General features: G+C 43.3%; 15 protein-coding genes. 6 read left to right on the top strand and 9 right to left on the bottom strand.

The features are described 5' to 3' along the window. Window positions 1-69: 69 nt before the first annotated feature. The 3 genes from OSC7112_RS32325 to OSC7112_RS42265 all read right to left on the bottom strand — a co-directional run bounded on the left by OSC7112_RS32325 (window position 70) and on the right by OSC7112_RS42265 (window position 2413). Entirely contained in the window at window positions 70-1413 is a 1344-nt protein-coding gene (locus tag OSC7112_RS32325) for a helix-turn-helix domain-containing protein (RefSeq protein ID WP_015179647.1), read from the bottom strand. A 63-nt stretch (window positions 1414-1476) separates the two neighbouring features. Continuing rightward, entirely contained in the window at window positions 1477-2082 is a 606-nt protein-coding gene (locus OSC7112_RS32320) for a Uma2 family endonuclease (RefSeq protein ID WP_015179646.1), read from the bottom strand. Between the two features lie 109 nt (window positions 2083-2191). Further along, window positions 2192-2413 carry a hypothetical protein gene (locus tag OSC7112_RS42265; protein WP_317623969.1) on the bottom strand — a complete coding sequence of 74 codons (222 nt, stop codon included), beginning with the start codon at window positions 2411-2413 and terminating at the stop codon, window positions 2192-2194. A gap of 816 nt (window positions 2414-3229) precedes the next feature. On the opposite strand from OSC7112_RS42265, the gene OSC7112_RS40480 reads away from it, so the two are divergent. Beyond that, a complete protein-coding gene (locus OSC7112_RS40480; RefSeq protein ID WP_190274474.1) occupies window positions 3230-3412 on the top strand; it encodes a hypothetical protein in 183 nt (60 codons plus the stop codon). 276 nt (window positions 3413-3688) lie between these two features. Here the strand turns inward: OSC7112_RS40480 and OSC7112_RS32310 are convergent, their stop codons facing one another. After that, window positions 3689-4438 carry an HIRAN domain-containing protein gene (locus tag OSC7112_RS32310; RefSeq protein WP_015179645.1) on the bottom strand — a complete coding sequence of 250 codons (750 nt, stop codon included), beginning with the start codon at window positions 4436-4438 and terminating at the stop codon, window positions 3689-3691. Between the two features lie 123 nt (window positions 4439-4561). Further along, window positions 4562-5536 (bottom strand): IS630 family transposase, encoded by a 975-nt coding sequence (locus tag OSC7112_RS32305; protein WP_041623867.1) that lies wholly within the window; start codon window positions 5534-5536, stop codon window positions 4562-4564. 292 nt (window positions 5537-5828) lie between these two features. On the opposite strand from OSC7112_RS32305, the gene OSC7112_RS32300 reads away from it, so the two are divergent. The 5 genes from OSC7112_RS32300 (at window position 5829) to OSC7112_RS38940 (ending at window position 8456) form a co-directional block, all read left to right on the top strand. Continuing rightward, window positions 5829-6275, top strand: coding sequence for a XisH family protein (locus OSC7112_RS32300; protein ID WP_015179644.1), 447 nt, complete (start codon window positions 5829-5831; stop codon window positions 6273-6275). Next, window positions 6263-6598 (top strand): XisI protein, encoded by a 336-nt coding sequence (locus OSC7112_RS32295; RefSeq protein WP_015179643.1) that lies wholly within the window; start codon window positions 6263-6265, stop codon window positions 6596-6598. Before OSC7112_RS32300 ends, OSC7112_RS32295 begins: the two co-directional genes overlap by 13 nt. 165 nt (window positions 6599-6763) lie before the next feature. Continuing rightward, complete coding sequence (locus tag OSC7112_RS32290; protein WP_015179642.1) at window positions 6764-7453, top strand: hypothetical protein; 690 nt, start codon at window positions 6764-6766, stop codon at window positions 7451-7453. A 177-nt stretch (window positions 7454-7630) separates the two neighbouring features. Next, a complete protein-coding gene (locus OSC7112_RS42610) occupies window positions 7631-8101 on the top strand; it encodes a hypothetical protein (protein ID WP_263053641.1) in 471 nt (156 codons plus the stop codon). After that, window positions 8094-8456 (top strand): hypothetical protein, encoded by a 363-nt coding sequence (locus OSC7112_RS38940; RefSeq protein WP_150111743.1) that lies wholly within the window; start codon window positions 8094-8096, stop codon window positions 8454-8456. Before OSC7112_RS42610 ends, OSC7112_RS38940 begins: the two co-directional genes overlap by 8 nt. A 613-nt stretch (window positions 8457-9069) precedes the next feature. Here the strand turns inward: OSC7112_RS38940 and OSC7112_RS32280 are convergent. The 4 genes from OSC7112_RS32280 to OSC7112_RS32265 all read right to left on the bottom strand — a co-directional run bounded on the left by OSC7112_RS32280 (window position 9070) and on the right by OSC7112_RS32265 (window position 13638). Continuing rightward, complete coding sequence (locus OSC7112_RS32280) at window positions 9070-10215, bottom strand: ParB/RepB/Spo0J family partition protein (protein WP_015179641.1); 1146 nt, start codon at window positions 10213-10215, stop codon at window positions 9070-9072. 108 nt (window positions 10216-10323) lie between these two features. Beyond that, on the bottom strand, window positions 10324-11154 hold the full coding sequence (locus OSC7112_RS32275; RefSeq protein WP_015179640.1) for a ParA family protein: 831 nt from the start codon (window positions 11152-11154) through the stop codon (window positions 10324-10326). 305 nt (window positions 11155-11459) lie between these two features. After that, on the bottom strand, window positions 11460-12083 hold the full coding sequence (locus OSC7112_RS32270; RefSeq protein WP_015179639.1) for a hypothetical protein: 624 nt from the start codon (window positions 12081-12083) through the stop codon (window positions 11460-11462). A gap of 277 nt (window positions 12084-12360) precedes the next feature. Then, window positions 12361-13638, bottom strand: a complete 1278-nt coding sequence (locus OSC7112_RS32265) for an RNA-guided endonuclease InsQ/TnpB family protein (RefSeq protein WP_015179638.1) — start codon at window positions 13636-13638, stop codon at window positions 12361-12363. Window positions 13639-14150 lie beyond the last annotated feature (512 nt).

Raw genomic sequence — 14150 nt, 5'->3', positions numbered from 1 at the left:
AGGCTCTTCAGGGGGGGTTGCCCCTACTTTCACACCGTATATTGAGGCTGTGCGTAAGTCCTAAATATGTCAATCTGAAATGCTTAACAGATGCCAGATTTGGGATTCTAGTTCTGGTGCAGGGATTCGCTCCCCACGTTCCAACATAGATACATAACGCTGCGACATCCCTAGCCAACCTGCTAATTGTGCTTGACTCCAACCTTTGGCTACCCTTGCTTCTTTTATCTCATTGCTTGTCAGTTTAGGCTTGGGAGATTCTTTCATGCGGGGCCCAAGCTGTTTGAGTTCAGCCTTGGTTGCAAGCAGTTTGGCGATAGGTACTGGCGGATGGATAGTAATTTTGGCTGCCAACAGCGTGTCAAAGTATCCTATTTTTTTTCGATACTTGCTACCAGGTCTCAGCCATTCTGGGTAAGTCTCTTCGTCAAACTCGATCTGAAACCCTCGCTTGAGTTTCAGCAGCACTTCCAGGGTGCGATTCCAGTTCTTTGTCACCTTGTAAGTTTGTTTACGGTCTGACCGAGCTAGATCGATTACCGTTTGGGGTAATAGCGCTTTTAGGAGTGTCTCCACTTTGTAGATGCCACTGGTGTGGAATCGGCTTTCCATCGTCAGATGAAGTGCTAAGCGCAAAGCCATTTCATCATGGTAGGCGTCAATTTTGAGAATGTCCTGAGCTAAATAGCCAAACTGATACAACGCTTCTTTGGCGAAGTAACCTGCTTTGTTCAAGAAGGCATGAGTCCAGAGTCCCGGTTGGACGGTTATGTAGATTTCATCAGGATGCTCTATTTTGCCCTCCAGATTCTGCTGACCTGTTAGCTGAATTTGAACATTCCACATTCGCGAGGTGTCAACGCTGGCTCTAATTCCACCTTTTCTGTGCTTGCCTTCAACCCATGTGGCTTTGATTGCTAAGCAACCCAGAGCATACGCAGTTTTAGCTATTTCATTGAGTTTTTGAGATACTGGCAAGTCTGTACGTTTATCCCACCCCATTTCCTTGATTAAGTCACTGCCTTCGAGAGTGAATAAGCTTTTCCACGGCTCTTCTTGTCTCATAATGTGAGCCGCAAAAATCAGGTGCAATTTGGCAGCAGTTAGCCCAAATCTGTCAATAATTTGCATTGCCTCGTCTAAAGGCAACAGCGTGATGTCGCCGGGGCTGGCAATGTAATGCTCAATGATGTTGTTGGGGTTGCCCTTGGCTCGGTGTTGGAAGTAGCCGACACCTGAAGGGTATTCTTGCCACAAGTCTGTTCTGAGTTGTGCGTGGAGGCTGGATACCATAGGAGGGGGTGTCGCAACAGGGGCGATCGGTCTACTCTGGTACAGACGAGGTTCTGTAATGGGTTTGTCTGGGGTATCTCTAACTTCAGCCAGACTTTCTGAGCTGGTGCTGTCACTCATAGTTTTAGTCAATAGTTAGAACCTAGTATTTAAATCACTGGATTTTTAAGAAATTCTAGAATTTTAAGTCGGCATAATGTCGTCAAGTTGCAATTGCAAATTGGGAAAGAGGTAAGAAGAAATCGGCTCTCCCAAGCGATATTGTTGCTGCTGGTAAACTCCATCAATCAACTGGCAGACCGTGAAAGTAGGTTGCTTGGGATTGCCGATAAATTGCAAACCCCCCAAGCCTCGAAAGTCCACAATCCAATATTCTGCAATCTTCAAAAAAGCGTATTCTTCCACTTTTATTGCATAATTATCTTGCCAATTAGTGCTGACAACTTCGGCAACAAGCTTAATTGTACTATCTTTACAAATCACTGGTTCTTTTTGCCAAAGGGGTTCACTACTAAGTTCTGCTTTATCTAAAACAACTACATCAGGACGCAGTGCTGTGGCCTCAGCGTATAGGGGTTTTATTAAACAAGTTTTTGGAACCAACCAATTGAAATTACCACGAAAAATTTCTACGTAAATTCTACCAGCAATACTACCTGCAACCGCTTCGTGAGGACCAGTAGGTGACCTGTCTCTGAGTTCTCCATCAATGAGTTCATATCGTGTATTATCCCCATATAGGGCAATAAACTCCTCAAAGCTAAGTAGTTTGGATGGGGTGTATGTCATAGGTTATTTTTTAATGGGAGGTAGCTTAATTAGAAGTTTCGTGGGGTAGGGAGTAGAGTTCTGTTAAGTTTATTATACTCGCTCGATTGCATGACCGCCTTCGAGCTTGTCAAACTAATGGAGGCGGATTGCGATCTGATAAATCGCCCCGTGCCGATTCCAGAGAACCATCCATTATATTCCAATCAATGTCATCATCGGGGAACAGCGATAATTGTCCAGGCGAGACGTTGGATTGCCCGCGATTGTGATAAGAAAGGTGACACGCAGTACAAAGGGCTATTAAGTTTTCTGGACGGTTGTCCTCCGGTATCCGGTTGCGGTGGTGCACTGTCAAAGTTAGGGAACATCGTTCGGACTTGGTTAAGCCACTTTTCTTACCGGGTCGGAGGCATTGTTGGTTGCATTTAGTACAGCGCCAGAGCGCACTTTCTTTCACGGAGAGCGCAATAAGAGTGCCAATTGTCGGGATACCTCTTGGGTTTTGTCATAGCTCATTTCTCACTCTTGCGGCGCTCGCTTTTGTTGCCATCACTCAGAAGCCATCAAGTCAAAGAGTGCTGTAAATTCGCTCAATATTCCATATCTCTTAACGCCTTCCTCACTATTATTCCACTTTTAGTATAAGAGAGCTCGGATGAGTGGTACGAATACTCTTCCTCAAGCTTTAAGATTGATGGCTAACCAACTTGAAAATATCAGTGAGTTGCTTTTCGGTTTTTCTAACCGATATCAACCAGTTAAATCCTTCACGTAGCATCAACAAATAGCCCAATCAGCTTAGTTTATTTTTTCGACAATTAATCCACCCTGCCATCCCTCAAAGAATATGCCTGGAAAAATCCTCAAGCTACACCCCCAATTACAGCAGAAAACAATTTTGATCAGCTTTTAGATAAAATCAAAACTAGAACCGCCCTTTATCTCGGCAAGCGTTCTATCTTTAGTCTGCAAGCTTTTTTAGATGGTTACACTTTAGCCTGTCGCCAACTCGGAATTCCTGTTACTGAACAGGAACAATAATTTGCAGAATTTAAAGAGTGGATTGAAAAACAATTTAACCAGCCATCTACCCAGTCTTGGGCGCGAATTATCCTTTTGTATTCAGAAGATGAATCCCAAGCGCTTGATACATTTTTTCAGCTCTTTGAAAATTTTTTACAGCGCGAATCCTCGCTTGATGCCGACACAATCTCTCGCCACCAGCAGCCCCGAAAATGGTAATAAAAAGCAGCTAAATTCAATGCTTGAAAACTTATCCGAAGAAGCGCTTGCCCAACTTCGTGAAGAAGCCGAATCTTTGCACCAACAAGAAAAAAGCCCAGTATAGAACCGCTTTGAGATATTGAGGGCGATCGCTCGCAAGCAGTTGATCGGCTTTTAGCAGTTGGGCTCTCTCGGATATTTGGTGCAGAATGTAGCAATTGATACTAAATTGCTATAAGTCCCCACTTCAGTAGCACTCCGGTGAGACCGGATTGGGGAAGAAAGCGCCGATCAAGCAAGCCGGATTGCGAAAAGGCTCCTGAGCGACTTGCAGTGATGAATGTTTGGCTCAACTTTGCCAAGAGGAGTCTAACTCGAAGTTGCAAGGGTTTTCCAGTACCTAAGAGCTGCTGAGCGGCTGATATTCATGACTTGAAAATGGGCGGAAGTCATTATAGCATTGAGTAGTTATATTACACAGCAGGCGAAACTGAAACGGTGTTGGCGGTTGATTTACTCGCTCTACACGCACTTCTACAAAACTAGGATTCCTCAAGAGAAGTTCAAAAATCTCACTCTTCAAATATCGCGGACAATACCCGACAATGTAGTGGTCTTCTGTATTTAAAGTCAATGCTTTAGAATCATAATGATTTTGAAATTCGTGAGCCAACCACAACTTTTCTCCAGGTTCTAAACAGTTAATTCGCTCAATCGCACATTGTGGCAAGTAGCGCAACCCATGCGAGAAAAAGTGGAGGCGATACCGCCCTTCTGAATCTGGTTCAGGAATGAGAAAAACAGTTAGAGTATCTGTTTCTCGCCGCCCACCGCTGCGAGCTAACATGGCAATTGGATCGCTTTCATTTTGAGTCAGATTTAGCCAGTGAATAAAACTTGAGTAATCGGGGCGATTTGTCGGCATCAACCGATTAGCAAATACGGAAAATAAGTAGGTTGATGTATATACTTTACCTAAGCGCGGAAACGAGGGCAAGGGTTCAAAACCGCACTTCTGTTGAGCTTCTAAAACGCCTTGCGTGTAGGTAAATTGGTAGTTGGTTCCGTCAAATGTTAGCCTGCCAATGGGAAACCAGGAACGGCTGTTTGGATCTTGCCAAGCCAAAAAAAGCGTTGAGTGTGTTTTCACGGTAGCGTTTTCCTCAAGTTAAGCAGTCTGTGTTGATTGAATTCAAGAATTTTTTGGGCAAACTCGGCTGCAATCGGTGAGATACGAGTGTTAGGAATTCGATTAAAAATATCCACTAAGTAGCTAGAGAAAATTAATTACATAGTTTTCTCCAAATTCTTTCAGGATTTTTTCCACAGATGTAACAAAAGTTCCCCAACTCTTGTAAGCAGATATTTCAATCCATTCATACTTAATAAACAGCCATAAAATTTCAATTAAATTTAATTCAGGTGAGTAAGAAGGCAACTCAAAAAGAGTAATATTACGTTGTTTCCACTCTTCTATTTTGTCAACAATAGCATCACTGGTATGAATAGAAGCTTGATCTGTGACAATCACCGTTGGCTTATCTACTGTGGGGAAAAAAGCATCAATACAGGCAATAACCACATCGCAATTAATACTTTGAGATGAAATATAAGTTTCAAGATGGTTATTTCGATTCATGATTCCTAGTACATTCATTCGCTGACTACGACTAGGAATTGTTAAATATTCTCCGATATCCTGCCAGCCATAGGGGACACAAGGAATCAAACAACATCCCGTTTCATCCAAGTAATATAAATCAATTTTTCCCTGATCATCCAATTGCTTTAATTCTTCTAATTGCGCCTTTTTCTCTTGATATTCCTGGGATGGAGGCGTTCCGGCAACTCCTTTACGAAGGAGTTGCCAACTCATGTTTAGAGTTTTTAGTATTCTTTGAATTGTTTTTGTACTGGGAGTTATGCCCCAGGTCTCTTGAACTTTTTGGCTAACATTTTTTAATTGCCTTGGCTCTTGTTTAGCCCCTTCTTTAATTTGGGCTTTCTGCGAAGAGTTAAATAGTGGCGATTCACCTCTTCCTGGTTTATTATAAAGTCCTATCATTCCCTCTAATTCCCACCGATTGAACCAGTTATAGAGGGTCTTATAACTTATTTTAAAAATATTCATTAACTCTCCTTTTTTTACTCCTTGCGAAGCTAATATGAGGCAATGTGCTCTCTGACGTACCTGATGATGTCGGCTTTGGCGATAAATTCGAGTCGAGCAATTTAGACGAAAGAGGATTTATTTCCCTGATAAACATATGAAATTCTAATTAACTCATAATTTTGCCTGGAATATCATTCTACTATGTATTTGTGTAATTAATTCTGTCTAACTACTTATGCAAATCTCATCTATGATAAAATTGCAATTATCACACAAATAGGAGTTTTGTTCAGCTTGGGGCGCTTGCCGTAACACATTATCTCCTGCTTTGTCAAGTCGTTAATAAAAAATGGCATATTCGCCAAACAAAATTTACGAATAATTACATCTACTCAGCAAAAGCGAACCGAGACAATTTGAGGAAAGAATGCCGGCAAGAGATACAATCCATAATATCGTTAAAGAAGCGCTGATAAAAGATGGTTGGGAAATCACTAACGACCCCTATGTAATTTCTTACGGAGAGCGATTTCTCTTTGTAGACTTGGCAGCGGCAGCGTCCGAAGTCAACAACAAAATAGAAGGGCGTTTTATTGGCGCAAAGCGAGAAAATACCCGCATCGCCATTGAAATTAAAGAATTTCGAGGAGTGTCACCTATTGCCGATCTGGAACAAGCTCTTGGTCAATATATACTCTATCGGTTATTGCTAGGCCAAGTTGACCCAGAACGGATAATTTATTTAGCCGTTCCCACTCTGGCCTATAACGGCATTTTCAGCGAACCTATTGGCGAACTCGCCATTACAGAAATACCCTTAAATTTGGTAGTAATCGATTTAGAAAAAATAGAGGTTCAACAATGGATAACTTAACGGATAATGCAACCACATACCGAGAAATTGTCAAACAGGTAATCGGGAAATATGCCCAATTAAAGCCTTCTCACGGAGAGATCCGACTTGATCCCGTGTTTGACGAAACTCACGATCGCTACGCCTTGATGCAAGTTGGTTGGGATCGGGGGCGGCGAATCAGAGGAAACCTCATTTATATCACGTTGGAAGCTGGTAAAATCTACATTGAATATGACGGTATGGAATGCGGCATTACCCAAGATTTAATTGAGGAAGGCATTCCTCAAAACGATATCATCTTAGCTTTTCTGTCACCCGATCAAGTCCTTGTTGCCGCATAAAACAATGCCGGTCGTGCTAAGCACAATACAAGTAGTGTGCATCAGGGAGAAAATTATCGCTGTTAGCCAAGGATTTACAACTGACGCACCCTACTAGCTAGCCCTAGCTATATGACTTTACCAATCTAGCTCTTGCCGAAGCATTGAGCGCAGAGGAATTACATAATGTTTGATATTTTAAAATCGTGGCTATCATCTTTAACACCGATTCAATTTCAAGAATATACTGCGTTTACTACTACTTTACTTATATTAATTACTGTAATTAGATTTATTTATGACTTGAATAAAGATAGAATCAAAATAATAGTTACAGTTGAACGTGAGCGTGATAGCTTGCCAGCAATACAACAGCCTTTAATAAATTATTTTTTGCTTAAAGTTATAAATAAAAGCTATAATCCTATCGTAATTAATGAAATTGGAGTGATTACCCAAAGCGAAACAATTAATTTGGTAGATATGCCTTGGATATTTACTCACCTAAAAGAGGATCAAGGGGAAATTCTGGGAAGTCTCGAATGGGTAGCGATTCCTGGTAGAGTGAATCCACAATCTATGGGGATAGCTCTAATTTTATTTTCTAACTTAGAAAAAGCTTATAAAAATATCAAAAAAGAAGGAGAAAAACTGTCGTTGGAAGACCCTGGATACCTGCGAACAGTTAATCTTGTCACTACTTATGAAGAATTGATGAAGCCGAATTCGTATAACACCAGCACTCAAGTGCTGACAGTCAAACCTTATACAGTGATTACTACAGGTCAGCGTTTTATTGGCAAAAAAACAAAGATTCAATTAGGAAACCTTCATACATCTGTGCAAGCTATGACTCAAAAAAAAAGATTCCTTTGATACAAGTAAGGAATCATTTAGGCATTAAAGTTTGGACTAATTATTAAACAATCTAATTAAAGGTAAAGGCCTGACGGGGTGACAACCCCGTCAGAACTCAGAGCAGGTGAGGCGTTGACCAACTTGTGATAAAAAAAGATAGGTCAGACGAAAGTTACCCATGACCTATCAAAAAATATGCTCCCTCAATTTTATCAGACGCATCTCCAGCAACAGTTAACTCGGACTCAGTTTTTAATATTAGGTCTCTTGCTCCATGTCCTGCAATCAGAAAGGCAAGTTAAGTTGGAACGGTTAGCCCGAATGTTTCCACACCCGATTACGATCGAAAGTCGGCGTAGGAAATTACAAAGATTTTTGGAGCTACCCCAATTAACACTCAACCTTCTTTGGTATCCTCTGATTACTTATTGGTTAACTACCTATTGTCAAGCAGGGCAAAGGTTAACAATTGCGATCGATCGCACTCAATGGGGTGTTATCAACATACTGATGGTAAGCCTGGTGTGGGAGCAAAGAGCCATTCCCTTATTTTGGACTTTGTTGCCCAAATTAGGAAGTAGTAACGTGACAGAGCAAATGGACGCGATTGCCCAAGTTTTGCCACTCTTAAAAAATTATCAAGTAGTGGTTCTAGGAGATGCCTGAATTTTGCTCAGTCGATCTGGCTAACTGGCTCAGGACAGAGAACTTGCATTTTTGTTTGAGGCTTAAATGCTCTCATTGTATCGAAACAGAGCCTCAAAAATGGCAATCCTTAAAAGAAGTAGGATTAGTTCCCGGAATTTCTCTCTATTTTCCAAGTGTCAAAGTCCGAAAAACTCAACCAATAGCAGGGTTTGATGTGGCTGGTAAATGGAAAAGGAAATATCGGGGGGTGTCAGTTAAGGAAGGTTGGTTTATCCTGACAAATCTGGGCAATCTGTCCGACGCGATCGCAGAATATAAAAAGCGGATGGGCATTGAAGAAATGTTCCGAGATTTCACTCATTGGAGGCTATGATTTAGAGGGAACTGGTTTAAAAGGCAAACGCCTTATAGCGCTGATTCTGTTGATAGCGATCGCCTATAGTAGTGCTGTCATACAAGGTACAACTCTCAAAAAGAAACCAGCTAAAGAGTATATTGTTCGCCCTAAAGAGTCAAAAAGAAAGTATCCTCGCCGGAGTACATGGGGCAGTGGTCTAGATAGCCAACAATGGGTTATATATCTGGACAAATACGTTGCAGAAGTTCAAGAGTTAATGGCATTAACCCCTCAGAAACGCTGTTTTTATCAACGGGGGATGAGGGCCGCAACTCTCATCCGGTCTAGTTCCTAGCTATCTTTGTCACCCCCCCAGGGTAAAGGCATATAATGAATATCAATGCAACCCCAACAACCCCCGCCCAAGTCCGCCAAGACCTAATCGACGCCTTACAACTCGACCTGATCGGCCCCATCCCCGACGACGAAGCCCACGCCGCAGAAATCATCAACCAACCCCCTTCCCGCTCGTATCTCAGCGGTTTTTTCGTACCCTGGTTTGCCAAGATTAGAGGCATACGGAGCGATGAAAACGGCGAGTGTTTCCACTCGATCGATTTTAGCAAGCAGACCGATCGAAACTTTGCCGTTATTTCTCAGTATTTTGCTTTAAAACCGCCTCAATTTCCGCCAGCTTTTGGCGCAAAACCTCCTGCAACTCCACAAGTTGGTCAACCTCAGCTTGCTCCAACACTTGAGGTGAGAGCTTTTTCAAATTCCCGGCTGCCAACTTAACCTGCTTGAATTGGCGGGCTGCCCCTGGGAAATCATCCAGATTAGAATTGATAATTTCTTGCACCAATTTACGAGTTTGAGTCACCGACAATTTCTCGGCAATAACTCGATCGGTTGCTTGAACTCTAATCGGCTGCGCTTCTTCCTCTGGCAAGACTAAATTTTTAGCAGAGAGTTTAGAAAGAGCCATTGCATGAACCCCTTTAAGTCCTAATTGCCTGATAGCAGTCTTAAGGTCATCAGCCAAAGACAGCATCGGGAAAATGTTGGCATCGATAGAAGCGGGATTGAGCTGCAAATCCAACAGTGTCCGCAAAACGGCCAACTCTTGTTCATCCAAACCCACAGCGGCCAAACCCTGTTGCTGCTCGTCAGGTGCCACCGTCACCAACTCGGAAACCAAGTTCATCCGTTTTTGCGCGTTCAAGCGTCGCACCACTGTCGAGAGAATGCGGGGGATAGTTGCAGCTTCCAAACCAGTATTTTCAGACAACTCCCGCACGATAGCTTCCGCTTTGTCGAGAGGGTTGAGGTCTTCCCGGTGCAGGGAAGTCAGCAGTGCTTTGCGGTGCAAAGAGGCGGGTTCTGGAATAATCACAGCTTGTAAAGTTTGCCAGCCCAGCTTTTTAGCGCTGCGCCAGCGCCGCTCTCCATCGAATATCACCAAATCCCCCCGTTGAATCAAGATAATGGGTTGCAGTTGTCCGTCACTAGCGAGGGAACGGGACATTGACTCGATACTTTCCGGCAAAAATGTCTGTCTGGGTTGCTCTGGATTGGGCACAATTCGATCTAGCGAAATGGAGAGGATACCGCTTGCGGACTCTAATTGTTCTCGCAGGGCGGCCAGCGGATTTTCCAATTCGGTCGATCCTGATTTTCGCAGTTCTTCAATTTCTGCTTTGAGTTCCTGAATCTCGGATTCAGCTTCAGAGAGGTGCATTGACTGCTTGGCGGATGAAAAATAATTTCCCAAGTCGGGAGCTTTACGGGTGGCCATAGCGATTTTAGATTTTAAATTGGGGATTGGAAGAAGTCAGTTCATGGCTATAAGCCAAAAACGAAGGATTCGTTTTCGCCGGCGCAAGTTGTGACTGTGAATCAAACACTATTTCTTTTTTTTTCCTTTTTTGGCAATAGCCGGAGCAACTCCATTTCCCATTAAAGTAGCTAACTGTTTAACAATTTCTTTGAAGTCGCCTAAAGCTGGGTGAAGCGGGCGATAAAGGTGTAATGGCAACCCTTGACCGCTGGCATTGACAAATTCTGCACTGTCCCGAATAGGTGGAAAAACGCGGATATTCATCTGCTCTAGCTGGGCTGGCAAGGACTCTAAAAGTTGTCGGTGGACGGCTCGTTTCGTATCGTATTGGTTGGGTACAAACCCTAAGATTTCTGGTTGCGGCTTGAGGCGTAATTGTTTGCAATGGTGGTAGTACCACTCCAGCAGGTGAGCTGCTCCTTGAATTGATTTTGGTTCGAGCTGTACGGGCACTATTATATGAGTGCAAGCAGTTAGTGCCATCAAGGGCAAGGGGCCGAGGGTAGCGGGGCAGTCGAAGATAATTAGGTCGTGATCCATTGGATAGTCGCTCAGGCAATCGCCTAGAAGATAAGCGCCACGCTTGTGCAGAACTAACTCGTCTGCTGTTTGCGTCAGCGTCATTCCGCCTTGACAAACGGTTACATTATTGGTGTGGGAACTCCAGCTAGGAGTAAGAGGCCAAGAACCATTGAAGCTTTCTCGCATTATGGCGGACAGTGTGTGTTCTGGCTCAGGCGGATTTAGGCCGCAAAAAAGGGTCAGGGAGCCTTGAGGGTCGAGATCCATAATGGCTACTTTCAAACCCCTTAACCCCAGTTCGTAGGCGAGGTGAACTGAAAGTGTGGTTTTGCCAGTGCCGCCAGCATTGCTGATGACTGCTAGTCGAATTTGCATGGTTTTGAATTAAGTAGATGATTTAAGTATCATATATCGAGAGTCGGCATCAGATATCGATATATGAGAGCATCGCGGTAAACCACCGTTGGGCCCCACGTTGAAACAGCAAGTTAATATTTAGTCGGTCGAGCAGAATCTCGTCAAGTTTAGTACAAGAGAAGACAGTTGAAAAGAATTTAAGTTCGATCGCTAGACTGAAACACGGAACATCATATATCGATATCTGAGGTATGGATCTAACCGCCGAGTTAACTTCGATCGCAGTCTTGGGACGGTGCGAGCGTACAATGTACTAGGGAACTTCAAAGGGACGGAAGGGTTGGGCGAGTCAACTGAACAATTTGCATTAAAATACCTAGAATTAGTTGAATGTTTTCAATAAAATGCTCTGTTGTTTCAATATAAACCGTCCTATCTTCTAGTTTCATGAACCTCCAGATACTGCCTGTTGTCACTGCACCATAAACACAGGAAATGCTGTTATCTTTTTGAATATTAAAAATCTGGGCTGCCAACATTTCTGCAATGCACTGGGCAATTCCCGATTTGATATTGTCATTCTTGGCTTCGACAAGTGTAAACACGGGAGCATTTAAAGATAATTGTTCTGGTGAATGACTAATCATAAAGTCACAAATGCCATTCAGTCCTTTGACTCGATCAATATTAAATTCCGTACCGGAAAAGAGGCTGATTTGACGATCGCACCGCCTGCGGAGTTCAATCAATACCGGAGCGACTATCATCTCCGATCGCGCTTTTTCCGTGTCAATTCCCAAGGCTAAGGGAATATTTTCGGCTAAGGTTTCCTTTAAAAGCTGACTGGGTGCGATCGGTTCTACAGCCGTAATAACTTCAGAGACTTCTCGAATTGTCAATCCGAGTTTATTTTTAATATCATCTAGGGAAAATTCGCTATAAGACATAGTTCCACCTTTCACTCCGTCGTTCTAACTTTATACTTAGATTTAGATAAACACATTGCCATTTACCTGAATTTTCTCAGTCAGTGTTTTAACCTAAGAGCGTTTTTTAGGAGTGCAAGCATCCTGCTCGCTTGCATTTCTATCTCGCGAAAGAGAACTCCGGCTCGCACTCCTGTTTTTACTAAATTGGGATAATCCTAACAGATACAACAATAATAACCTTTGTTCCCCCTCCCAGTTCGCTCTGAATCTCCAAGTGACGTACTCCCACACTCAATCAAAGACTAGAGTGTGGGCTTCTCCTCCGAGAATTCCCGGATTCGCGTTTTATAGTGAGGCGAACGCCCAACCCCACTTTCTTTATTAGAATTCCAGAGTTCAGGTCACGAGGCATGGATGTACCACAAGAGCATTCATGCCACCTATCACTTAACTCCTTTGAAACTCTGTTGAGGCACATTGCACAATGTTGAGATGTTCCAGCAGGATTAACTTTCACGACCAACCGCCCAGCTCTTTCAGCCTTGTACGGAAGGATTTCGTTCAAGAACCCAGCTATCCCCGCATCAGCAAAACTCTTGTTCAACCCGGACTTTGCGGATTGACCATTAGGCAAAAACTTACCCGATTCATCTTGCTTGGGTTTGTTGCGTTTTGCCATATTGGAAACTTTAAGGTCTTCTACAAAGATAACCTCAGCCTTGTTGACCAACTCACCTGCAAGCTCAAAATGCCATTGTTTGCGTTGTCTAGCTACCTGTTGATGTAACTTTGCAATGCGTGACCCAAGTTTGCGACGTGCAGTAGAACCTTTTTTTCTTAGCTCTCTTTTGGTTTGCAGTTTGGCTAATTTCTCTTCGGCTTGCCGATAAAATTTAGGAGGTTCTACCATCGTGCCGTCTGAGCAGACGGCAAAATATTCCAATCCCGCGTCAACGCCAATACTGTTAGTTTCAGTCGGTTCAATGCCAATAGTAGGAGTGTCAGGGACTGATGCATCTTCTAGAGTCAGTGTCGCATACCAACCATCTGCTTTGAGAGTAACCAATGCTCTCTTAATGACAAAACTGTCAGGAATAGGGCGATGTTGAATGAATTTGATTTTTCCTAGCTTGGGAAGTTCAATTCGATTCCCTTGGATGCAGTCAGACTTCACTCGCTGATAAGCGAAAGTGCGATAGCGGTTTTTGCCTTTAAATCGAGGCTTCCCGCTCCGCTTACCATTGATATCACCTTTGATAAAACGAGCAAATGCCAGGTCTACTCGCTTCACCATGTCCTGCAAGACATCGGCATGGATATCTTTGTACCATTCTCTTTCTGTCTTGAGAGACACAAGTGAGCGTTTCTGTCCGTAATACTCAGGATGTTCCCTTGGGGATGCAATACTGCATACCAGTGGACAGGCATTAACTGAACACCTGTTCATTTCAAACCAATCAAATCTGTCTGCCAACAAAAAATTGTATTGATGCCGTAGCATATCGAGCCATTTGCTCATACGGCGTCTTTGGTCGGACGTTGGCAGTAGTTTGAACTGGTAGGCTAGTTTCATGAGACAATTGTACTGCATATTTAATGTAAATACAATCGTGAAACAAACAGAAACAACAACGTTTAGGCTTACTTCAGAAGAAAAAGAGGTTCTGGTCAAGTATTGCGAGTTAACATCTCGAACCCAAAGCGATGTGTTTAGAGAATTCCTACGAACATTACAAAAGAAATTGTCAAAGAAGGGGGTGTTGAACCCCCCTCTTTGACCCGCATTCCTCTCAACGCTGACCCTAAGAGGGTACAGCGTGAGGCTCCTGCGGCTTTAGCTGAGCGCTAATCTGCTCGACCCGCTGCCACATTCCACCCAGACCAAATCCGCTGACTTGCTACTGCGGATCGAACCCGCATCTGTCGTTACGTACAGACAGGTACAGCCGATAGCATGGAGTAAACAATCAAGTGAGCGTGAGTTGTTAGCAGATTATCGGCTGTACCTCTGCTCGGCATTGCTCTGTCAAATCGTGCTGCTCTGAACAAAATCGTCCTAATGCTTTGCGATCTACCGAACGTCAC

Source organism: Oscillatoria nigro-viridis PCC 7112 (assembly GCF_000317475.1).
Classification (GTDB): domain Bacteria; phylum Cyanobacteriota; class Cyanobacteriia; order Cyanobacteriales; family Microcoleaceae; genus Microcoleus; species Microcoleus nigroviridis.
This window is presented reverse-complemented; position numbering and strand designations above follow the sequence as displayed.